The organism is Paucibacter aquatile (assembly GCF_002885975.1).
GTDB classification, from domain to species: Bacteria; Pseudomonadota; Gammaproteobacteria; order Burkholderiales; family Burkholderiaceae_C; genus Paucibacter_A; species Paucibacter_A aquatilis.
In genome coordinates this window covers 2,646,123-2,667,596 of sequence record NZ_POSP01000003.1, presented here as the reverse complement: position 1 = coordinate 2,667,596, position 21,474 = coordinate 2,646,123, and the positions used below count along the sequence as shown (strand labels likewise).

The 21,474-nt window shown below is 65.0% G+C and carries 16 protein-coding genes; 10 read left to right on the top strand and 6 right to left on the bottom strand.

What is annotated here, in order from left to right; all coding sequences use genetic code 11:
• Positions 1–25: 25 nt before the first annotated feature.
• The gene (locus C1O66_RS14605; protein ID WP_223696687.1) at positions 26–478 is read right to left on the bottom strand and encodes a hypothetical protein; all 453 of its coding nucleotides are present in this window, start codon (positions 476–478) and stop codon (positions 26–28) included.
• 75 nt (positions 479–553) lie between these two features.
• On the opposite strand from C1O66_RS14605, the gene C1O66_RS14600 reads away from it, so the two are divergent.
• A complete protein-coding gene (locus C1O66_RS14600) occupies positions 554–1,120 on the top strand; it encodes a CAP domain-containing protein (RefSeq protein WP_165794621.1) in 567 nt (188 codons plus the stop codon).
• 16 nt (positions 1,121–1,136) lie between these two features.
• Here C1O66_RS14600 and C1O66_RS14595 read toward each other — a convergent pair whose 3' ends face one another.
• The 3 genes from C1O66_RS14595 to mnmA form a co-directional block, all read right to left on the bottom strand.
• Complete coding sequence (locus tag C1O66_RS14595; protein WP_102768551.1) at positions 1,137–1,856, bottom strand: response regulator; 720 nt, start codon at positions 1,854–1,856, stop codon at positions 1,137–1,139.
• A complete protein-coding gene (locus C1O66_RS14590; protein ID WP_102768550.1) occupies positions 1,853–3,163 on the bottom strand; it encodes a sensor histidine kinase in 1,311 nt (436 codons plus the stop codon). The genes C1O66_RS14595 and C1O66_RS14590 overlap by 4 nt, the downstream gene beginning before the upstream one ends.
• 113 nt (positions 3,164–3,276) lie before the next feature.
• Positions 3,277–4,404 (bottom strand): tRNA 2-thiouridine(34) synthase MnmA, encoded by a 1,128-nt coding sequence (gene mnmA / locus C1O66_RS14585; protein WP_102768549.1) that lies wholly within the window; start codon positions 4,402–4,404, stop codon positions 3,277–3,279.
• Positions 4,405–4,593: 189 nt separating this feature from the next.
• On the opposite strand from mnmA, the gene C1O66_RS14580 reads away from it, so the two are divergent.
• A complete protein-coding gene (locus C1O66_RS14580; protein ID WP_165794620.1) occupies positions 4,594–5,469 on the top strand; it encodes a DUF535 family protein in 876 nt (291 codons plus the stop codon).
• A 35-nt stretch (positions 5,470–5,504) separates the two neighbouring features.
• On the opposite strand, the gene C1O66_RS14575 is transcribed toward C1O66_RS14580, so the two are convergent.
• Together C1O66_RS14575 and C1O66_RS14570 are read right to left on the bottom strand one after the other, a co-directional pair.
• Complete coding sequence (locus C1O66_RS14575; RefSeq protein WP_102768547.1) at positions 5,505–5,909, bottom strand: hypothetical protein; 405 nt, start codon at positions 5,907–5,909, stop codon at positions 5,505–5,507.
• Between the two features lie 16 nt (positions 5,910–5,925).
• Complete coding sequence (locus C1O66_RS14570; protein ID WP_102768546.1) at positions 5,926–6,423, bottom strand: NUDIX hydrolase; 498 nt, start codon at positions 6,421–6,423, stop codon at positions 5,926–5,928.
• Between the two features lie 115 nt (positions 6,424–6,538).
• Between C1O66_RS14570 and C1O66_RS14565 the strand changes: the two genes are divergently transcribed.
• The 8 genes from C1O66_RS14565 to C1O66_RS14530 all read left to right on the top strand — a co-directional run bounded on the left by C1O66_RS14565 (position 6,539) and on the right by C1O66_RS14530 (position 21,474).
• A complete protein-coding gene (locus tag C1O66_RS14565; protein WP_102768545.1) occupies positions 6,539–7,669 on the top strand; it encodes a Re/Si-specific NAD(P)(+) transhydrogenase subunit alpha in 1,131 nt (376 codons plus the stop codon).
• 279 nt (positions 7,670–7,948) lie between these two features.
• Positions 7,949–8,284 (top strand): NAD(P) transhydrogenase subunit alpha part 2, encoded by a 336-nt coding sequence (locus C1O66_RS14560; protein ID WP_102768544.1) that lies wholly within the window; start codon positions 7,949–7,951, stop codon positions 8,282–8,284.
• Positions 8,281–9,705, top strand: a complete 1,425-nt coding sequence (locus tag C1O66_RS14555; protein WP_102768543.1) for an NAD(P)(+) transhydrogenase (Re/Si-specific) subunit beta — start codon at positions 8,281–8,283, stop codon at positions 9,703–9,705. Before C1O66_RS14560 ends, C1O66_RS14555 begins: the two co-directional genes overlap by 4 nt.
• 300 nt (positions 9,706–10,005) lie before the next feature.
• The gene (locus C1O66_RS14550; protein ID WP_133155231.1) at positions 10,006–10,596 is read left to right on the top strand and encodes a PEP-CTERM sorting domain-containing protein; all 591 of its coding nucleotides are present in this window, start codon (positions 10,006–10,008) and stop codon (positions 10,594–10,596) included.
• 24 nt (positions 10,597–10,620) lie between these two features.
• Positions 10,621–14,691 (top strand): PKD domain-containing protein, encoded by a 4,071-nt coding sequence (locus C1O66_RS14545; RefSeq protein WP_102768541.1) that lies wholly within the window; start codon positions 10,621–10,623, stop codon positions 14,689–14,691.
• 15 nt (positions 14,692–14,706) lie between these two features.
• Positions 14,707–15,180, top strand: coding sequence for a hypothetical protein (locus tag C1O66_RS14540; protein ID WP_165794619.1), 474 nt, complete (start codon positions 14,707–14,709; stop codon positions 15,178–15,180).
• Positions 15,177–15,737: a hypothetical protein gene (locus C1O66_RS14535; protein ID WP_102768539.1), complete on the top strand. Its 561-nt coding sequence runs from the start codon at positions 15,177–15,179 to the stop codon at positions 15,735–15,737. Before C1O66_RS14540 ends, C1O66_RS14535 begins: the two co-directional genes overlap by 4 nt.
• A gap of 61 nt (positions 15,738–15,798) precedes the next feature.
• On the top strand, positions 15,799–21,474 hold the full coding sequence (locus tag C1O66_RS14530; protein WP_133155230.1) for a carboxypeptidase-like regulatory domain-containing protein: 5,676 nt from the start codon (positions 15,799–15,801) through the stop codon (positions 21,472–21,474).

The window sequence follows — 21,474 nt, the reverse complement described above, 5'->3', positions numbered from 1 at the left end:
CTGCCTGCGGGCCGGCCGGGTGCGTTTACCGGGCGCTTGCTCCGGCCGCCGCGCGCGGGCGCAGGGTGCAGCGCCCGGCCTGGCAGCGCGCGCCCGGGTCAGCTTCGAGGGCGCAGTTGGACATCATGCCGCTCTGACTTTGTTCGGCCCGGCGCGCCGCGGCCTGTTGATCGGCCAGGGCCTGGAGCTTCTTGCCGTCGCCGCTGTGCTGGCTGGACCAGGCGAGGTAGCCCTCGGGCCCGCCGCAGGCCTTGGCGCCCACGGCCAGGCTGTGGCATTGGGCATCGCTGCTGCAGCGCGCCTCGCCGATCTCGGCCTCCAGCGATTTCAGCAGGCGCTGGCTTTCAGGCGTGTTGCTGGCGGGCGCGCTGCTGCAGGCGCCGGCCAGCAGCGCCAGGGGCAGGGCGATCAGCAGGGCCAGCGGCCGGGCGCGCGGCCAGCTGGGGGTGAGGGGGGCGAACGACCGAGGGTGTTTCATCGCGGGCTCCGAGCTGAGGAGCTTCCAGCTTAGTCCTTCGAGGCGGCCCTGGGATTGGGTAGGATGCGCTCGCCCATGAAACGCCCGCATTTTTTCTTTTCCCGCGCACGCAGCGCCTGGCGCTTGCTGGGGCGATGGAGCTTGGTCTTGCCAATGGCAGGCCTGGGCTTGGCCTTGGCCCAGGCGGCCGAAGCGGGGGCGGCGAAATCCTGCCCCAGCGAGGCCGAGCTTCGCGCCGAGCTGGCGCGGCTCAATGCCTTCCGTGCCCTGCCTCAGTCTTGCGGCGCCCACCGCCTGCCGGCTGCGCCGGCCCTGCGTTGGGATGCCCGGCTGGAGGCTTCGGCCCTGGCCTTTGCCAGCGAGCTCTCGCACGGCGACCAGATCAGCCATCGCGGGCTCAAGGGCAGCAGCCTGCGCCAGCGCTTTCATCAAAGCGGTTATGTGATGCGCCGCGCCGGTGAAAACCTGGCCGCCGGCCAGGAAAGCTTGGACGAGGTGCTGGCCACCTGGACCCTGAGCGCCAGCCACTGCGAGAACCTGATGCAGGCCGAGTTCATTGACGCCGGCCTGGCCTGTGTGGTCGGCCCGGGGCGGTATGACCGCTACTGGGTCCTCCATCTCGGCCGGCCTGTCGAGCCTTAGCGGCAGGCCCGGCGCTTCAGATCCAACCCAGGTCGATCGCCCGCAACACCGCCTGCGTGCGGTCGCGCACGCCCATCTTGGAGAAGATGGCCGAGCAGTGGTTCTTGATCACGCCCTCGCTATTGCCCAGCAGGGCGGCGATCTCGGTGTTGCTGCGGCCGCTGGCGACCAGGCGCAGCACCTGCAGCTCCTTGGGCGAGAGCGGGTCGGGCTGTTCGGTGGCCAGGAAGGCGCGTTCGGCCGTGCTGGCCGGGCGCTCCATGCGGGTGGTCAGCGAGGGGCGCAGGGCGGTGCCGCCTTCGGCCACATCGCGCAGGGCCTGCACCAGGGTGTCGGTGCTGATGGCCTTGAGCAGAAAACCGCGGGCGCCGGCGCGCACGGCCTCGTCGAACACGGCCGCGTCGTCAAAAGTGGTGAGCAACACCACGGGGATGCTGAGCGCCCGCGCGGCCAGGGCGCGGATCAGGCCCAGGCCGTCCAGGCGCGGCATGCGCATGTCGGAGAGGATCAGGTCCGGCGGCTCGCCGCCCAGGCGGGCGATCTGTTCCAAGGCATCGGCGCCGTCGTTGGCTTCACCGACGATCTGGATGTCCTCATGCAGGGCCAGCAGGCCTTTGAGGCCATCGCGCACCAGTTGCTGGTCTTCCACCAGCAAGAGGCGAATGCTGCCCTTGGCCGCGGCTTGGGCGGCGCTGCTGGGCTTGAGTTGAGGAAGAGGGGGGATGGGGTTGTTCATGCTGTCCTTGGACACCGCAATTCAATTCGGAAACCGGGCTGGCTGCGCTGCACCTCCATGCGCCCGCCCAGCTCGCTCATGCGCTCGGCCATGCCTTGCAGACCGTTGCCCGGCTTGAGGTGGGTGGCACCCAGGCCGTTGTCGTCAATGCTGACGCGGACTTCACCTTGTGGCAAGACGTCCGTGCCAAGACTCGTTTCGTGGGACTCAATGGCCACTTCGATGCTCACCCGCGAGGCGCGGGCGTGACGAACACTGTTGGTCACCGCCTCCTGCACGCAGCGCAGCAGGGCATGGGCCACGCGCGGGCTCAGGTCGCGAGCGGTGGGGGCGATGGTCAGTTCGATATGGGTACTGGCAATGCCGTCGACCAGAGCCTGCAAGGCGGTGCTGAGGTCGATGCGCTGCGAGCTGCGCTGCTGGCTGACGGCCTGGCGCACATCGGCCAGCAGATTGGCCGCACTCTGCCTCGCCTTGTCCACGGCCAGGGCTGCGCCTTCGCCATCGGCGCGCTGCAGCAGGGCGCTGCTCAGCTGCAGCTGCAGGTTCAGCGCGGTCAGGTGGTGGCCGACCACATCGTGCAGCTCGCGTGCCATCAGGGTGCGCTCGTTGTAGCGCAGCTGCTCGGCCTGCAACTGCTCGGCACTCAGGCGCTCGGCCAGCATGGCTTGCAGCCAGCGGCGTTTCTCGGATTCGGCGGCGGCCATGCGGCCCAGCCCGAAGGCCATGCCATGCAGGGCCACCATGGCCATCAGCAAGCCCATATTGTCCAGCCAGTTGGGCACGCCGCTGCTGCCCGGCGTCACCACCTCGGCCAGGGGCAGCAGCCAGTTCATGGCCAGGTTGATGCCGATCTGGGCCAGAGCGAAGAGGAAGGCGGTGCGCGCGCGCAGCAAGACAGCGGCCAGGGCCGTGACCAAAAAGGGCAGGCCCGGCGTCACGGCGATGGCCAGCAGATCGATCAGCACCAGGCGCAGCAGGGTGTTCGGGGGCGGCTGGTCGGCGCGGCCTTCACGGGCCAATCGCCAATAACCCCAGGCGAACAGCAGCACCAGGCTGAAGCAGCCGATCAGGAGGATGGGGTCGTTGCTGCTGCCGCCCCAACGCAGGTAGAGGGCCGGCACGGCGCCGTCGTAGGCGTCGGTGCGGTAGCCCAGCAGGCCGGCGATGGCCGCAGCCAGCTCCAGCAGGCAGATCGACAGGGCGGCCACCCGCAGCACCACATTGGGTTGCGCCACGCGGGCCAGGATGCGGTCCAGTTGCTGGTCCAGCAAGCGCAGCGGAGAGGTGTTCAGCGGATTCTGCAAGGGGGCACTTTGTTCAGCGAGTCGGCAGGGTGCCACAGCGGGGTCGCTTCTGGCATGTGTGTTTGGTCATGCAGCCGCCCCCGGGCACCGAAGCAGGGGGCGGGAGGGGCGGCTCAGCCTGCGGCCGGCGCGGCGATGGCCTCGGCAATCACGCCGCCGCCCAGGCAGACCTCGCCGTCGTAGAGCACCAGGCTCTGGCCCGGGGTGACGGCCCATTGCGGCTGGGCAAAGTCCACGCGGCAGTGGCCTGCGGCCGGCGTATCGGGGTGGAAGGCGCAGGCGGCATCAGCCTGCCGATAGCGGGTCTTGGCGCCGAAGCCGCCAAAAGCGGGCTGGGTATCGGTCCAGGACAGGTCGTCGGCGACCAGGGCCTGGCTTAGCAGCAGCGGGTGCTGGTGGCCTTGAACGACGATCAAGGTGTTCTTCTCCATGTCCTTGCGCGCCACGAACCAGGGCTCGTGTTCGCCGCCGCCGCGCGGCGTCCCTTTTTCCTTCACGCCGCCGATGCCCAGGCCCTGGCGCTGGCCCAGGGTGTAGAAGGACAGGCCGACATGCTCGCCCAGCTTGCGGCCGCGCTCGTCCTTGATCGGGCCGGGCTGGTGCGCCAGATAGCGGTTCAGGAACTCACGGAAGGGCCGTTCGCCGATGAAGCAGATGCCGGTCGAATCCTTCTTCTTGGCGTTCGGCAGGCCGATTTCCTCGGCGATGCGGCGCACCTCGGTCTTGTGCAGCTCGCCGACCGGGAACAGGGTCTTGGCCAGCTGGGCCTGGTTCAGGCGGTGCAGGAAGTAGCTCTGGTCCTTGCTGTTGTCCACGCCCTTGAGCAATTCCGTCCGGCCGTCGCGTTGGCGCACGCGAGCGTAATGGCCGGTGGCGATTTTCTCGGCGCCCAGGCGCATGGCGTGGTCGAGAAAGGCCTTGAACTTGATCTCGGCATTGCACAGCACATCGGGGTTGGGCGTGCGGCCGGCCTGGTACTCGCGCAGGAAGGCGGCGAAGACGCGATCCTTGTAGTCGGCGGCGAAGTTGACATGCTCGATCTCGATGCCGATCACATCGGCCACCGCGGCCGCGTCGACGAAGTCGATGTTGGAGGAACAGTACTCGCTGTCGTCATCGTCCTCCCAGTTCTTCATGAAGATGCCCACGACTTCGTGGCCGGCTTTTTTCAGCAGGTAGGCGGTGACGGCGGAATCGACGCCGCCGGACAGGCCGACGACGATGCGTTGCTTGGAGTTCATGGCCGCGATTGTCCCGCAAGGTCCGCGCACCCCGCCCCGGTGCCGGCTTTCGCACCGGCTTGGGGCGGTGCTTGACACCCGCAAATGCGGGGCAAATCGTCATTAACAGAACTTTACAATCCGCGCCGATCTGTGGTCTCCCTGTTTTTCCTTGAATCGGCGGCGTTCTGCGCCCCGCGAGCGCCGGCCATGAAGCTGCATCCTTTTCGAATCACCCCTCATTGCGAACGCATCAGCGCCAAAGATCGCTTCAAGATCTATCTGGGCGCTCTGCTGCATCCGACCCCGACCCAACGCTGGCTGAACTTTGTCAGCGCCCACCCGGTGCTGATGGGGGCAGTGCGCGAGCACCCCAAGCTGCTGAGCAAGATCTACCGCCCGTATTTTTCGCGTCGCCTCGGTTGCGCACGCCGGGTGGAGCTGCTGATGGATCACTACGGTTTCATGCTCGAGCAGGGCCTGGAGCCGGTTCTGGCCCGGGCGGCACGCGAGAACCTGGTGCTCTGTGAGCTGAGTGGCAAGTCGGGCGCGACCTTCCAGGTCGAGCTCTCGGCCGTTCACGAAGGCCATCGCGAAGGGGATCTCTGCCTGCGTCTGATGCTGGACGGCGAGATGGTGTTCAGCGCCTCCTTTGTCTTCATGCACCGCCAGGGCAAGCCTTGCGTGGCCATCGGCCGCCTGCAGGGCGGGCGCTGCGAGGGCTCGCGTGAGCTGGTGCGCCGCGCCACCAAGGACTTCTACGGCTGCCGCCCCGGCGTGGTGCTGGTGCAGGCGGTGCGGCAGATCGGCGCCTCGCTCGGCTGCGAGCGCCTGATCCTGATCAGCAACCGCGATCGTGTGGCGCTCAACCCCTGGCGCCGCCGCAAGATCAGCTCCAACTACGACGCCTTGTGGGGCGAGATCGGTGCGCGACCCAGCGAGTGCGGCAGTTTCGAGCTGCGCTGCGACGAGGTGCCTCAGCCGGCTCTGGAAGAGGTGCCTTCGCGCAAGCGTACCGAGGTCAAGCGCAAGTTCGCCATGCTGGATGCCATGTACGCGGGCTTGCGGCTGCAGCCGCCGGCCTGAGCTGGTACACCGCCTTGCTCGGAGCCGAAGGTCTCTCAGGCGAGGTTCAGTTGCTGGTGCAGCCAGGCGCGCGCCTCAGCGTCCTGTTTGTGCAAGGACAGCGGCAAGCCGGTGGAGGCGAACACACGGCGAAATTGCGCCTCCACGATCCACAGCGAGCTCGGGTCTGGCCCACTCAGGGCCAGAGCGCACAGGCCGCTTTGCAGCAGGCCCGGCGCAGCGGCCTGCAAGGCCAGCTCGGCCTCCGGCGTCATCAAGGCGTCGTCGCGAGCCAGTTGCACCAGGGCGGTCCAGGATCGGCCCTGGAGTGGGGCCACATGCCCGGCCAGTTCGCGCATCACCCGGTTGATCTCCTCGACATTGGCCGTGGCTTGCGGCGCAAAAACAAGCAAGCGGTCGTCGCGGCTGATGCGGGTGTCGCCGTGGGGCTTGAAGTGCATGGCGGAAGGGTCCAGCTCAGAGTTTCTGCAAGGGTGCAAACAGTGAGGCATCGTTGTACACCGCTTCCAGCGGCAGGCGCCGGCCCGCGGCATGGTCCTCGCAGCAGCGCAGCACCAGGGGGCTGCGGTGGCGCGCGGCGGTGGCGCGCAGCTCGTCCAGGCTGAGCCAGAGCGTGCGCACGATGCCCTGGTCGAGGGCGTGGCCCGCGATCTCTTCCCCGACGCTGCCACTGAAGGCCAGGCGCAGATAGGTGACATCCTCCTGCCGCGCCGGCCGCTGGAAGCGGGCCAGATAGCAGCCCAGGAAGGACTCGGGTGTGAAGGCTCGCGCCGTTTCCTCCAGGGCCTCGCGCACCACCGCCTGAAGCGGCGTCTCGCCTGGGTCGAGATGGCCGGCCGGGTTGTTCAGCATCAGGCCCTCGGGCGTCTCTTCCTCGACCAGCAGGTAGCGGCCATCGCGCTCAACCACGGCTGCGACCGTGACCGAAGGCTTCCAGCGTTCGTGATTTGTCATCTGTCGTTTGCTCCGCGCTTCCAGGGGTGTCTACGGGGGTGGAGTGTCACCTCGATTGTGTAAGCTCGACGCAAGCTGAACAGTCATATGGTTTGTTTGACCCGAGGAGGGACTCATGCAGATAGGTGTTCCGCGCGAGCGCGCGGCCGGAGAGACGCGGGTGGCTGCCACCCCGGAGACGGTCAAGAAGCTGAAGGCGCAAGGCCACAGCGTGCAGGTCGAGCGCGAGGCCGGCCTGGCCGCCAGCATCACCGATGAGGCTTACCTGGCCGCCGGCGCCGACATCGTCGAGCATGCCGCCGCTCTGGGCGCCGATCTGGTGCTCAAGGTGCGCCGGCCCGAGGCCGAGGAATTGGCCTTGATGAAATCGGGCGCCACCCTGGTCGGAATGCTGGACCCCTTCGACCGCGCCGGCCTGCAGGCCCTGGCCGCGGCCGGCCTGACCAGCTTTGCGCTGGAAGCCGCACCGCGCACCTCACGTGCCCAGAGCATGGACGTGCTCTCCAGCCAGGCCAATATCGCCGGCTACAAGGCGGTGATGATGGCGGCCGAGCGCTACCAGCGCTTCTTCCCCATGCTGATGACGGCGGCCGGCACGGTCAAGGCGGCGCGCGTGGTTATCCTCGGCGTCGGCGTGGCCGGCCTGCAGGCGATTGCCACGGCCAAGCGACTGGGCGCGGTGATCGAGGCCTCAGATGTGCGGCCTGCCGTCAAGGAACAGGTCGAGTCGCTCGGCGCCAAGTTCATCGACGTGCCCTACGAAACCCAGGAAGAGCGTGAAGCGGCCGAGGGCGTGGGCGGTTATGCCCGGCCCATGCCGCCGAGCTGGCTGGACCGCCAGCGCGCCGAGGTGGCCAAGCGCGTGGCCCAGGCCGATGTGGTGATCAGCACCGCCCTGATCCCGGGCCGCGCCGCGCCGCAGTTGATCAGCGAGGACATGGTGCGCAGCATGAAGCCGGGCTCGGTCATCGTCGACCTGGCCGCTGGCCGTGGCGCCGATGGCGTGGGCGGCAACTGCCCGCTGACCGAAGCCGGCCGCACGGTGGTCAAACATGGCGTCACCCTGGTTGGCGAAACCAATCTGCCGGCCCTGGTGGCGGCCGATGCCTCGGCCCTGTATGCCCGCAATGTGCTGGACTTCCTCAAGCTCGTCCTCGCCAAGGACGGCACGCTCAGCGTGCCCCTCGATGACGACATCGTCGCCGCCTGCCTGGTCAGCCAGGGTGGCGAGGTCAAGCGCAGCTAGGGCCTATTCACACTACGGATACCTGATGCGTTGCCTCACAAATCACCGTGCGCTAGGCGCAAAACGAAGCCGGGGTCACCCCCCGGCGAGGCTTTGCAACAACGTGCACGGTGATTTGTGCGGCAACCCTTCGGGAGAGGGGCAGAAAGGGCCCCATTCGTCGTTGAACTCCTCGCCCAGGCGGCTAGCCTGGGCTTCGTCGTCCGCCTAGCTTGGGGCCCTTTCTGCCCCTCTCGCACAAGTATCCGTAGTGTGAATAGGCCCTAACCCGAGATTGCCATGGAACTCGTCAGCCCCACCCTCACCAATCTGATCATCTTCGTGCTGGCCATCTACGTGGGCTACCACGTGGTCTGGACGGTCACGCCTGCCTTGCACACGCCGCTGATGGCGGTGACTAACGCCATCTCGGCCATCGTCATCGTCGGCGCCATGCTGGCCGCGGCCCTGACCGAGACCGACGCCGGCAAGCTCATGGGCACCCTGGCCGTGGCCCTGGCGGCGGTCAATGTCTTCGGCGGCTTCCTGGTCACGCGCCGGATGCTGGAGATGTTCAAGAAGAAGGCGCCCAAGCCCGCCGACAAGAACACCAAGGCCGCGGAGGTCCGGTCATGAGCCTGAATCTCGTCACCTTCCTGTATCTGGTCGCCAGCGTCTGCTTCATTCAGGCGCTCAAGGGGCTTTCGCACCCGACCACCTCGATTCGCGGCAATCTCTTCGGCATGGTCGGCATGGCCATCGCTGCCCTGACCACGGTGGCCCTGATCCTCAAGCTGGCCGGTGGCCAGAGCCTGGGCCTGGCCTATGTGCTGGCCGGCCTGGTGGTCGGCGGCGGCATCGGCGCCTACATGGCGCAGAAGGTCGAGATGACCAAGATGCCCGAGTTGGTCGCCTTCATGCACAGCATGATCGGCCTGGCCGCGGTCTTCATCGCCGCCACTGCGGTGCTGGAGCCCTGGGCTTTTGCCATCACGGCCAAGGGCGAGCCGATCCCGGGCGGCAACCGCATCGAGCTGGCGCTGGGCGCCTTCATCGGCGCCATCACCTTCAGCGGTTCGGTGATCGCCTTCGGCAAGCTCTCGGGCAAGTACAAGTTCCGCCTCTTCCAGGGCGCGCCGGTGTCCTTCCCGGGTCAGCACAAGCTCAACCTGGCCCTGGGCCTGGCGGCGCTGTTCTTCTGCTTCGGCTTCTGGCATTCGCAGAGCTGGCTGGACTTCGGCCTGATCCTGGCCCTGGGCTTTGCGCTGGGCGTGCTGCTCATCATCCCGATCGGCGGTGCCGACATGCCGGTGGTGGTGTCCATGCTGAACAGCTACTCGGGTTGGGCGGCCGCCGGCATCGGCTTCAGCCTGAACAACAGCATGCTGATCATCGCGGGCTCGCTGGTGGGCAGCTCGGGGGCCATCCTGAGCTACATCATGTGCAAGGCCATGAACCGCAGCTTCTTCAATGTGATCCTGGGCGGGTTTGGTGGTGACACCTCCAGCGCATCGGCCGGTGCCGCCGTACAGCGCACGGTCAAGAGCGGCAGCGCCGATGACGCCGCCTTCATCCTTGGCAATGCCGAGACGGTGGTGATCGTGCCCGGCTACGGCCTGGCGGTGGCGCGCGCCCAGCATGCGGTCAAGGAGCTGGCCGAGAAGCTCACGCACAAAGGCATCACGGTCAAGTACGCCATCCACCCGGTGGCCGGCCGCATGCCCGGCCATATGAACGTGCTGCTGGCCGAGGCCGAAGTGCCTTACGACCAGGTCTTCGAGATGGAAGACATCAACGGCGAGTTCGGCCAGGTCGATGTCGCCATCGTGCTGGGTGCCAACGATGTGGTGAACCCGGCCGCGCTGACCAAGGGCAGCCCCATCTACGGCATGCCCATCCTCGAGGCCTACAAGGCCAAGACCATCATCGTCAACAAGCGCTCGATGGCGGCCGGTTATGCCGGTCTGGACAACGAGCTCTTCTATATGGACAAGACCATGATGGTCTTCGGAGACGCCAAGAAGGTGGTGGAGGACATGGTCAAGGCGGTGGAATAGCCCTTTAGCCATGCGCTGGGCCGGCCGCGATCGAATATCGCTCTGCAGGCCCAAAGCCTTGTATCCGCGTGAGATTCGTGCGTGCGTCTGCTTGCTGAAGATGGTTGACGCTGTTGTGCCATCGAATTTCGTCGTCAGCAGGCAACACCTGCCCCCCCCTCATATGCATGGTGGCGTGAACGTCCGCTCAGAGGGCGTGCATTCATTCACTTGCATTTAGATACATCCGTTCGGGTTTTAGGTTACGGACTTATTCACATTCGGGCTCTAGACTCCGCGCAGTTTTGAAGGAGTCAGTCGATGAATGGTCTGGGATCTCGTGTGGCGGAGTCAGGGCTCCGCTTGATGATTGGCGCTTGGCTTGCTGTGTCGGCCGCGCTGGCCTGGTCTTCTCCCGTGGTCTTGCGCTACGAAACGATGGCCCTGGCAGCTCCGTCTCGCTACGCCTACAGCTATCAGGTTGAAAACCTGAGCTTTGATGACGGGGTCGCTTGGGTTTCGATCGACTTTGAAACGCATCTGTACGACGCATCGAGTTTGGTGATTCGTCAGCTGAGTGCGGGCTGGGATGGCCAGGTTCTGGCTCCAACCCTTGGTGATCCAGCTCAGTTCGACGTGTTTACGACGACTGGGGTTCTGGGTCGGGGCGGCATTGCCACCAGTTTCATGATTGAGTTCACCTGGCTGGGCTCCGGTCAGCCCGGAGCTCAGGACTTCAAGATCTGGGACCCGCAGTCTTTTGACCTGCAGTACCAGGGCCGAAGCGTGCCTGCCGGGGCGACCGTCCCCGAGCCCGAGACGTGGCAGCTGCTGGCTTTGGCCTTGCTCGCTGCCGCCGGCATGCGTGCGCGATTGCATCGCAAATCAAGCAAAACACCGGCAGCAGCCTGAGCTGCTGACAGGGAGGGAGGACTCATGAGAATTCGGGCCTTTGGCGCGGGCATCCTGCTCGCGCTGTTTTCCGTGCTGTCTCAAGCGGCGGAGCCGCGTGTGGGGACCTACACCCAGGTTTCCAGCAAGCGAGTGTCGGCGACGATCTGGGAATACGTGCTGAAGGCGCGCCTGAGCAATCCGGGCGAGGCGCTGTCCGACGTCAAGGCCAAGGTCAAGAGCGCAGATGTGTCAATCCTGGTGGTCGAGGATCAACTGGAGTTTGGTGAAGTAGCTGCAGGTGCCACACTGACGAGCCGCGATACCTTCACGATCCGTATTGACCGCAGCAAGCCCTTGGACGAGTCCAAGCTGGTCTGGACGGTGACGTCGAAGCCGCTGATGCAGGCCGCATTCACGCCCGCTCCCAATGGAGGCCCGGCGGGAATTGCGATCACGTTTTCACCCACTGTCGCGACGGCCATCGCTCGCTACGAGTGGGACTTTGACGGGGACGGCGTGGTCGATGCGGCAGATGCCGCAGGAGTGGCGCAGCGCTGGACCTATGCATCTGCAGGCAGCTACGAGGCCAAACTGACGGTTCGGGACAGCACTGGCTATGCGGTTCGCAGCAGCAAAACAGTCGTCATCGTTAGTGCTGCTCCGGTGTTGGGTGGTCTCACGCCCAAGGATGCCGTGCTGCCGGCCGGGGCGCAGCCGCGCATTGCGGCCACCTTCAGCGACCCTGCGGGTATCGATACAAGCTCGGTCCGTCTGCTGCTTGACGGCAACGATGTCACGGCTCAGGCCAGCATCAGCGCGCAAGGCGTCAGTTACACGCCGACCCAGGCCTTGTCGGCGGGTGCCCATACGGCGTATGTTTCCGTCCGCAATCGGGCCGGGACGGTTGGCGAGTCGGTCTGGGGCTTTGATGTCGCGGCACCACGTGCCTACAAGGTCGCGATCGTCAGCCCGGCAGGTGGTCAGACGTCCGTCGAGCCTCGCATTGCCGTGGAGGTGGACGCGAGTTCCGACGCGGGCTACCCACGTCTCGCCTTGCTCAATGACAAACCGATGACGGCCAGTAGCGCCACGGCGGATGGTGTCTACCGTTTTGCTGGAGAAGCTGATCTCGTCGACGGGCGCAACACGGTGACAGCCACCGTCGAGTTCTCTGACGGCCAACGTCGTTCGACGATCACCGAAGTGGATTACAACGCGCCAGTCAAAATCACGGTGACAAGTCCGGCCGATAAGGCCGTGCTAGGGCGAGTGCAGGCCAGCAGCCCAGGCAATCTGACGGGATCGGTCGAGCGTCCAACCTTGGTCACAGGCCGTTTGAGCAAACCGGTCGCAGCCGTCGCCATCAATCAGCAAGCGGCCGAACTCGATGCGAGCGGCCTCGGCTTCAGTTTTCCGCGGTTTTTCCTCCACGAGGGCGCCAATCTTCTGAACGTGGTCGCCACTGACTTGCAGGGGCGGGTCAGTACGGCATCGATCAGCGTGTCGGTCGATCAGACTGCGCCGATCTTGAATGTGGAGTCGCCGCGCGCGGGGACGATCACTCGTGCCGCGTGGGTTGACGTCCGCGGCATGGTCAACGATGCGGTTGAGGCAATTTTTGGCGCGCCGGAACCCCAGGTCTTCATCTCCGTCAACGATCAAGCTGAACAAGCGGCGACTGTCGCGGACCGCTATTTCTTGCTGAGCCGCTTGGCCTTGAGCGAGGGCTTGAATCGGATCAAGGTCCGCGCGCTTGATCATCTGGGCAACGAGCGCGTGCAGACCCTGGATGTGCATCGGGCCGACACCGGCCTTGCCGGATTGTTGATTGTTGATGGTCATGACCAGACCGGCCCGGGGCGCACGGAACTGCCGAAGCCCTTGACTGTGCTTGCGCTGGACAAGGACGGCGAGCCCGTCAAGGATCTGGCGGTGGAGTTCTTGGTCGAACGCGGTACCGGCTCGCTGAGCCCCAATCAGGGCCGTACTGCAAGTGGCGATGCCCACTACAGCGCGCGCGCCGTTTCGGTCCGTACCGATGCGCAAGGCCGGGCTGCCGTTTGGTTCAGAAGCGGCAAGCAGGCCGGTCCGGGCGCCAATCTTGTTCGAGCGACATCCCCCTTGTTGGGCGGCGAAGGCGTGCTGTTCACCGCCAACTCGCAGCGGGGAACACCGGCGATCCTGCGCGCCGATCTGGGCTTGAACCAGATCAGCGAGACTGATGCGCCTGTGATGGAGATCCTCAGCGCGGTGGTGCGTGACAACGCTGACAACCACCTGCCCAACGTCAAGGTCGAGTTCCGTGTCATAGAAGGCAAGGCCTTCTTTGTCGACCAGCCGGGCGCGTTCGCCAGCGCCGACGGGCAGAGCATCGTGCTGAGCACCGACAAGAACGGTCTCGTGGGTGTCCGTCCGTATCTTGGCAGCGAGCCGGGCATCGTGCGCATTGCTGCGCGCGCGGCCTTGGGTGAGGACTTCAACGACCCGAACGGCACCGTGGGTGGTGCGAGCTTCGTGATCCGTGCCAAGAAGGCCAGCGACGGACCGGCCAGCTTTGGCGGCTTCGTCTACAGCGACAAGGGTGTGCCACTGGAAGGCGTCAAGGTCAGCATCGGCCGCACGCCCCTGCTCGCGACCAGTGACGACAAGGGCTATTTCGAAATCGGTAACGTGCCGCCGGGGCGCATCGACCTGTTCGTTGACGGCCGTGCGGTCAACCCCAGCAACGACCCCAGCAAGCCGCAATGGCCGAGCCTGCATTTCGAGGCCTATGTGGTGCGAGGGCAGAAGAATGAGCTGCCGCATGCGATCTACCTGCCGGCGCTGCTGGTGGGCGAGGCCAAGGTGGTTGGCGGTAACGAGGATGTTGTGCTGACCATCCCCGGCCTTGAAGGCTTCTCGATGAAGGTCAAGGCCAATAGCGTGACCTTCCCGGACGGTTCGCGCACCGGCACGCTGGTGGTCAGCCCGGTGACGGCCGACAAGCTGCCGATGGCGCCGCCGGCGGGCGGCGCACAGTTCGGCGTGCCGGCCTGGACCATTCAGCCGGCGGGCACGCGCTTCGATCCGCCCATTGAGGTGCAGATGCCCAACAGCACGCTCGAAGAGCCTGGCGACAATCTGCCGGTCGTGCAGTGGGACCATGATCTTGGTCAGTATGTGCCCATGGGTCGTGCGACCGTGTCGGCCGATGGCGCCTGGTTGGTGACCGATGCCGGTTCGGGTGTCACCAAGGCCGGTTGGGGCGGTTTGTGTCGTTACGACGACTGCAAGACCGCAGCGACCAAATGCTCGGAATGCGAAAAGATTGAGAACCGAGGATCGCCGTCGTGCCCGACCTGCGTGGCCGACTCCGCCAAAGCAGGCAAAGAATGTGGTGGCAACAAATGCAAACGTTGCAAGGGCGGCAAGTGCGACAAGGCGCCCGAGGCAGATGGTGACAAGATTGGCAGCATGGGCGGACAGCTCGCCGTTGCGGGCGAACTCAGCACCAAGGCCAAGGTGATCACCCGTTCGCTCGGTGTCGTGTTCGATCTGGGCGGAAATTTTGGCGTCCAGTACTCCGGAGAAGAGCGCTGCTGCGTTCGCAAGGCGAGTGGTGTCGCTACCAAGGTCGAACTCACTGGCGGAGGCCAGTTGGAAGGTGCGGTCGGCGTTCCGCTGCTCCCCATCCTCAAAAAGGTCTCCACCCTCTTGTTCATGGATGCACTGGCTGGTCCCTCGGTGGTCCTGCGCGGCAATATCGGCGGCTCAGTCGCTGGCAACTATGACGAATGCCCGGACAAAGGTGAAGTGCTGGGCAAGGTGTCTGGCGCCGTGGAGTTCCTGCCCCTGACCTTCTCTAGCGATTTCAGAGTCAAGCAGAAAAACTTGGATGGCTCGGTCGGTGATGTTGATGGCAATTTGCGGCCATTGGATGTCGGGCTGTCCGGCAATTTCGGTTGGAATGTGCGCGGCACCGTGGGACGCTCGCTGCCCTTCGAAGGCGATGACGCCTTCATCCAGGTTTTCGTCAAATCTTCGATTCAGTATGGCCTTTTGAATTGGACGGTCCTTGACCTGCAGATCCCTGTATATCAAGGCAAGACGCCATCCTTTTCCATCGGATTCTGAGAGATGCGCGGTTTCTTGATCCAATTCCTGGCCGCCGCGCTTTGTTTCGGCGCCGCTTCGGTATTCCTGACCTGGTTGCTGCGCGACCAACTCTTCCATCCTGTGCCGGCACGCTGCCTGGAGGGCAACTGGGAGGCGGGAGCCGCTTCGCGCCGCGGCTTCGCTTACCTGCGCATGCAGTACGAATGGCAAGGCCAGATTCACGAGGTTCTCCGCACCTTTGGCCCACTTGATGACTCGCCCCGCAAGCGTGAGTGGCCCGAGGATGTTGAGCGCGGTCGAGCCTGGATTGCCGCCAACTGCCGTGACCAGCCAGCCCTGGTGATGCGCGGGCTGCCCGGCATCGCCTGGTTTGGCGACCAGCGGGGCTGGAACTCCGTGATCGTCGCCGTCGCCCTGCGGGCCATCGCCCTGGCCGCCTTGGTTGCCGTGGCATGGACTTTCATACGGCGGGCCTGGCCTGCCTCTCAACGAAGTCGTAAATCATGAAACCCGTCGCCCTTCTGAGCCTGCTGCTCACCTTCGTGCCCGCCTGCATGGCGCAGGGCTTTCCAACCAGCGCGCCAAGCCAGATCAACGTGATCGAGGAACTGGTGCACCCGGTCAAGATTTACCAATACCAGCCGCCGGTGGACGTGGGCCGGGCGCAGCTGCCGGCCGCACCTACGCCCGAGGCGGCGGTGATCCGCTACCTCAGGGCCATGGCGTCCGGCGACGAGGAGGCCGCGTTTGCCGGCTGGGACTCGGAGTCGGTGCGCATGATCGAAGAGAACGAGAAGCGCATGGGTCGGAACAAGGCCGAACGCCTGACGCAGTGGGCCGCGCTGTTTAAGGGCCGGGCGATGCAGCTGCAACGCAAGGCCGAGTACCGCGATCTGACTTTCGTCGAATTCACACTGACCGAGAACGGCAAGGTCGCACTGACTGATTCCGTGGCGGTGACGAAGACGCCAAACGGCTATCAACTCACCATGAAGCCCGTCGAATCGGCTGTTATGCAGGGCTGGCGCAACGAGACGAAGCGCGTGCAGAGGCTGGTCAAGTAAGTCGACCGAAGCTGAAAAGCGCCGAGCTGCTCAGTCACCGATACGGATCGGGAGGAGAAACATGAGAACGAGTTTGGTCAATATGTTTGCAAGGCTGTCCGGCAGCATGCGCCCTTGGGGCAAGTTGCTGCCGAGTGGCGTTGCGACGGCGATGCTGGTACTGACGGGGCCGGCCGCAGCCGGGCCCGCGCCCGGCGTCAGCTGCATTGCCAGTGCCCAGAACCGCAGCACGCCGCTCACCGCCAGTGGCGACTACGTGCTCGAGAACCTGCCCGGCAGCGGCATTGCCCCGTTTGGCGTTGGGGCCCATGCGCAGCCCTTCCGCGTCCGCGTGACATGCGACGACGGGACTGTTGGTGAAACCCCGCTGACCTTCCCGGCCTTCGAGCAACAGCTGATCACCCCCGACCCCATCGTCTGGGGACAGAAGACGCCGGTTCCCAGCTCGCTCCGGCTTGAATTCTCAAAAAGCGTGATCGGCCCGGATGCGCAGCTTCGCGGCTCGACCACGGCCCGCTACCCGGATGGCAGTGAGAAGAGTGTTACAGCGCGTGCCAGCGGCACCGGCTACCGCTCTTCTGCCGCCGGTTTCGTTGGCGTCGATGATGAGGGCAAGGTCTTCCTGCAGAGCAGTTCCTTCCAGACTTTTGCGTCCATGATGCCCATTCCGGCTTTCGTGACCATCACGGCCGAGAATGATGGCGTCACCACCAGCCGCATGCTCAAGCTGGTCGGCCCGGCGCAGTTGATCGGCCGCGTGTCTCAGGCTGATGGCAGCTCTGCGGGCAATCTTGAAGTTCGCCTGAGCATCCCGGGCCATGAAGACAAGCTGGTTCGAACCGAGGCTTCAGGAAACTTTCGTTTCACTGATCTGCCTTTCCTCGCCTCCCGTTCGGGGCAGGTGACGGTGGTCGATCGGGTCAAGCGGCGCGCCGCCAGTTCGGCGTTCTATTTCGATCACCAGGGCGGCGTAGCGCCTGGGCAGCTGCAGTTGCAGCTCAATGGGGGGACTGGCTTGGTGCGCGTCCGGGTTGTGGATGCGGCCGGTGCTGCTCAACCCGGTGTCGAGGTCGGCGTCAGCGATGCCTATGCGCGCGCTGTAGAGGGCGGTTCACTGCCGTTGCAGCGCACCGATTCGAATGGCGACGCCTTCTTCGACCAGGTCAACGCCGGTCAGGTCTCGGTGCTGAGCGGTAGCGCAGGCTATGTCGCTGAGCCGGGCGTTGCTTATCTCAGCGCCGGCTCCTTCCTGCCCTTTGTTCTGCGTGGCGGTGGAGCCAGCCCGGCCCTGGCGGCAACCCTGGTCGGCGACGTGCAGCAACTACCGAACCGTGCTCCCGCTGTTGGTGTCAGCGTGGAGCTGATGCGCGACGGCACGGGCGCGCCTTTGCGCCAAATTGTTGATGGAAGCGGCAGCTACGCCTTCCGCGGCCTGGCAGCCAACAGCTCATACCGGCTCCTACTCAAGCTTGGGACCGAGCTCGTGCGCGAGACCTGGATCTACACCTCGGGCCCTGGTGGCGAGCGCCGGCAGGACTTCCTGCTCGACCCGCAACTGGGCATGCTCGGCCAGGTCTTCGCCAAAGACGGCGTGACCGCAGTCGCCGGCGCCACGCTGCAACTCAGCTGGTACGACGAGAGCTTGCGGACCTGGCGCATTGCAGCTACGGGCAGCAGTCGCGCAGACGGCGCCTTCGGCTGGCGCTATCTGGGCGCACGTGCCTACCGTCTGGAGGCAGTGACCAGCGACGGCGCCAGCGGGCGGATCGATGTCGACCTGAGTGCTGCTGCACCTGGAACCCTGCAGAACGTCCGAATCCAGCTCAACGACAAGATCGTCCAAACCCGTCTCGGCCTGCGCGCCACGGTGATGGGTGCAGCCAACTTCGGCGCACTCGATGCCCAGCTCTTTGTCAAGAACTCGGTCTGCCCCTCGGCTTGTGCCGTCGGTCTGCTGCGTTCCACCGGCGACCGTCTCGAGACCGATTTGCTGCCGCAGGGAAGCAATGAATTCGAGCTGCGCTGGAAGGGTCGCGTCCAAGCCTTCACCATTGAGGTGAACAGCGCGAGCGACGGTCAGACGCTGGAGCGTCTGGTCGACTTCCCCGCCGAAGCCAGCGGGACTCAGCGCATCACGCAGCAGCGCTCTCTGTTCTCCTTCGAGGCTGCAGCCGGTGAAGCCATGGACGCCACCGTGCTGGGCATGGAATCCGAGGGCACGCCTGCCGCGCGTGCCGTCAAGCTGGAGCTTTACGGACCCGATGGCGCCAAGCTGGGCGAGGGCCGCGGCTTTGATCCCGCCTACAACGCGGCGCCGGCCGCGCAAGCCTTGCGTGGCCTGTTCGCGCGGGCCAGCGGCCGTCACACCCTGATCGTGTCGCCGCTGACGCCCGATGCAGTCAATCTGGGAAGTTACGGCATGCTGATCACCGTGGCGGGCCGTGCCACCCTGGCGCAAGCTTGGACGGCCGTGGCGCCGGCCCGTTTTGGGGCCCAGGCCGCCGGTCGTGTCTTCCAGCGCAATGGTGCACCCGCAGCGGGCCGGCCCGTGCTGGTGCGCGCCGGCGTGGCAGACCAGATCCAGCTGGTCGAACAGATCGTGGCTGATGTGGACGGCAACTTTGAGCACCAGAACTTGCCGCTCGGACCTGTGCATCTGAGCGTTCATGACGAAGCCGGGCTGACCCTTGCCAAAGCGCAAGGCAGTTTGGATGCGGACGGCGAGCGGTTGCTTCGTGATCTGCAGCTGTCTGCCCGCACGACGCTGGCCTTGAATCTGCGTCTGTCCGACGCCTTGCTGGGCGATGGGCCCATCGGCGCAGTGCCGCTGGAGCTTGTTGACGAACTGAATCAGCGTCGTGTTGATCTCTTGTTCGAACCCGCTGCAGTGACTGCGACCGTCGAGACGGCAGTCATTGGCGACCGGGGCACGGTCAAGCTCGTCCACCCACGCAATGCCCGTATCGTGGCGGAGCGTGAGATCGTCGGCGACGACGGCGCTCGCATCGAGCTGGACCTCGCACTGCCGACTGGCGGTGTTACGGGCCGTGTGATGTCGGCCACTGGGGACCCGGTGCCCGCCAGCGAAGTGGCTGCCTTCGATACCGAAGGGCGTCTGCTGGATCAGGCCGTGGTCGATGCCGAAGCTCGCTTCCTGTTCAAGGTCTTGCCCGCTGATGCCAATGTCAGATTGCTGGCACGCGACAGAGCGCTCGAGATCGAGGTGGCCAGTGAGCTGATCGTGCGCGAGGGCGTTCAGCTGACAGCCGTTGATCTGGTGCTGCCTACCGCAGCAATCGGCGGCGAGGTGCTGTTCCAGAATGGCAGCCCGGTGGCGGGCGCCAATGTGGAAGCATCGTTTGGTACGGCAAGTTCGTTCCAGGCGATGACCGATGCTCAGGGCCGCTATGAGTTCCGTCGAGTTCCGGCCGAACGTCCGGTGACGATCCGAGCCTTGCACCCCGCGAACGGTCAGCCCGTCGCAGTGCAGGCGCAAGGTCAGCGTGGCGAGTTCGTCGAGGCACCTCAAATCTACTTCGAAATTGTCGGCGCCTCGGTTCAGGGCCGTGTGCGCAATCTCAGCGGTCGCGCTCTGGAGGGGATTCAGATCGTCGTGGCCAACAATGGCGAACGCGCCAGCTGCACGAACTGGGACGATGGTTCATGGCCCATTCCCAGCCGGGCGCGAGCTCGCACTGCAAAGGTGGGCGGTGCACTGACGGACGGCGGTGAATTCAGCACCCGTGGCGTCACGGATGCGGAAGGTCGATTCCTGATTCCCAATGTGCAGTCCGGCCCCATGGTGGTCTCGGCAGCCATGGGTCTGATCTGTCAGGTCCAGGAGCGCGAGATCGAAGTGGGTGCGGCTGGCAGCAGTGCTCAGGCAGGTGAGTTCGTCTTCCCTGACATGGGCAGTGTGTTGCTGCGCATCGTGGATCCAGCAGGCCAACCGATCGATGTGCCCAACCGCTACGGTGGTGAATGCCCGGTTCGCTTGACCGTGTCCGGCCCGGGCATTGACCAGGTGAGCCTACCGGTGCCGCCGCTGGGTGGTGTGCGTGTGGAAGGTGTTCCGTTCGGAACCTACACGGCGGAACTGCACGAGTGCAGCGATTTCCTGGGCCGTGGTCAGATCGAAGTCAAGGATTCCAATCCGAGCAATTTCGACATCGTCATCCCTATCCTCAAGGGCCGGGTCAGCTACGCTGATGGCTCGACATTGAGCTATGGATACGTGAGCTTGAGGCAGCGAGACGCCCAAGGTGTGTGGCGTGAAGTGTCGAGCAGCCTGGATGGTTATGACCCCTTCGGCAATCCAAAGGAACCGGGTACCTACTATTTGTTCGGTGGTTTCACGACGGGTGCTTACGAGCTCTGGCTGCGCGATCACGACAGTGGTGTGCAGCGACGTTGGACGGGCGTGTTTTCACAACTGCCGACCGAGGCGCTCAATCTGTCCTTGCCCAATATGGCGCAGTTGCAGGGCTGCGTGACGCAGGCGGACGGTATCCCGGCTGCACCGACCCATGTGCGCATCTTCAATGAGGACCTGGTGGGCGGTTACAGCGTGATTGGCTCACGTGAAGTGACCGCCAATGGGGGCTGCTACCGCTTTGACCGCGCGCCAGCGGGCGACACCGTGTTGCACGTGTTCCAGGGAGAGGAGCTGAAGGCCGTGCAGACGTTCAGCCTCGCACCGCTGTCTGACAAGGCGCTGGTACAGCGCAATGTCCAGTATCCGACCCAGGGTCGTGCCGTCGTGCAGGCGGTCAATGCACAGGGACAGGCGATGTACAACCAGCGTCTGATCCTGCAGCCCCAGCAAATCGAGCAGGCACTGAGCTACAACGACAAGGAGGCGCGCTCGGCTGGCAATGGCTATGCGACCTTCAATCTTATGCCAGGGCCTTACACGGCCAATCAGCTCGGCAGCTGGTGGAATGACCCCAGCCTTGGCCGTAGCAGCTTGCGTGTGAGTGCTGGCAGCACGGTCGAGGCCGCGGTGCCGAATGCCAACAGCTACAAGTTCGGTGGCACGCATGATGCTCCGACAGTGCCTGAAGCCACGGCTGGTTTCATGTTCGACGAAGCGGGTCGTCTGGTCTCTGCAGGTCAGGTGGGCCACTTCAACAGCTGGAACGGGCCGCAACTGCTGATCAACGGATTGCCCATGCCGCGCAGCCTTGGCATGGACTACCAAATCGGTGCACGTGAGATGGCCATGGGTCCCTTCGAGTACGGCAATCGTCTGAGCATCAAGCGCCGTCTCTTTGTGCCCGCCGTGGGTGGGTATGCTCGCCAAATTGAAACTTTGACCAACGGCTCGGCGCAGACGGTGACCGTACGTGTCGAGATCGCTGCACAAGGCGACAGCTATTGCGATGCCGATCGCATCACGGAACCCCAGAACAGTCCGGAACGGGGCTACGTGGCTTACGAGGATTGCCAAGTCGCCGGCGCCCATGTGTACAACGGCATTGCCTCGGCTGCGGCCGTGGTGAAGCCGAGCCGGGTTGACCTTCGTTCGGTGCGCGGCCGCGTGACGCAGTGGATGCTGACCTTGGCCCCGGGTCAATCGGCGGCCATCATGCATTTCCATGTCTTGACGCCGACCGCCGATGCCGCCGCGCTGGCCCTCCGCGCCGACGGCCTGGCACGTTTGGCGGAGCCGGGCATGCTCGAGGGCTTGAGCGCCGAAGATCGCCAGAACATTCGTAACTTCGCCATCGGGCAGTGA

Excerpts from the sequence above, each read along its gene's own strand:
- C1O66_RS14555 (WP_102768543.1), top strand. The coding sequence starts at position 8,281 with ATGAGCCTGAATCTCGTCACCTTCCTGTATCTGGTCGCCAGCGTCTGC.
- mnmA (WP_102768549.1), bottom strand. The coding sequence starts at position 4,404 with ATGAACTCCAAGCAACGCATCGTCGTCGGCCTGTCCGGCGGCGTCGAT.
- C1O66_RS14570 (WP_102768546.1), bottom strand. The coding sequence starts at position 6,423 with ATGACAAATCACGAACGCTGGAAGCCTTCGGTCACGGTCGCAGCCGTG.
- C1O66_RS14580 (WP_165794620.1), top strand. The coding sequence starts at position 4,594 with ATGAAGCTGCATCCTTTTCGAATCACCCCTCATTGCGAACGCATCAGC.
- C1O66_RS14560 (WP_102768544.1), top strand. The coding sequence starts at position 7,949 with ATGGAACTCGTCAGCCCCACCCTCACCAATCTGATCATCTTCGTGCTG.
- C1O66_RS14595 (WP_102768551.1), bottom strand. The coding sequence starts at position 1,856 with ATGAACAACCCCATCCCCCCTCTTCCTCAACTCAAGCCCAGCAGCGCC.
- C1O66_RS14530 (WP_133155230.1), top strand. The coding sequence starts at position 15,799 with ATGAGAACGAGTTTGGTCAATATGTTTGCAAGGCTGTCCGGCAGCATG.
- C1O66_RS14575 (WP_102768547.1), bottom strand. The coding sequence starts at position 5,909 with ATGCACTTCAAGCCCCACGGCGACACCCGCATCAGCCGCGACGACCGC.
- C1O66_RS14605 (WP_223696687.1), bottom strand. The coding sequence starts at position 478 with ATGAAACACCCTCGGTCGTTCGCCCCCCTCACCCCCAGCTGGCCGCGC.
- C1O66_RS14535 (WP_102768539.1), top strand. The coding sequence starts at position 15,177 with ATGAAACCCGTCGCCCTTCTGAGCCTGCTGCTCACCTTCGTGCCCGCC.
- C1O66_RS14565 (WP_102768545.1), top strand. The coding sequence starts at position 6,539 with ATGCAGATAGGTGTTCCGCGCGAGCGCGCGGCCGGAGAGACGCGGGTG.
- C1O66_RS14545 (WP_102768541.1), top strand. The coding sequence starts at position 10,621 with ATGAGAATTCGGGCCTTTGGCGCGGGCATCCTGCTCGCGCTGTTTTCC.
- C1O66_RS14600 (WP_165794621.1), top strand. The coding sequence starts at position 554 with ATGAAACGCCCGCATTTTTTCTTTTCCCGCGCACGCAGCGCCTGGCGC.
- C1O66_RS14550 (WP_133155231.1), top strand. The coding sequence starts at position 10,006 with ATGAATGGTCTGGGATCTCGTGTGGCGGAGTCAGGGCTCCGCTTGATG.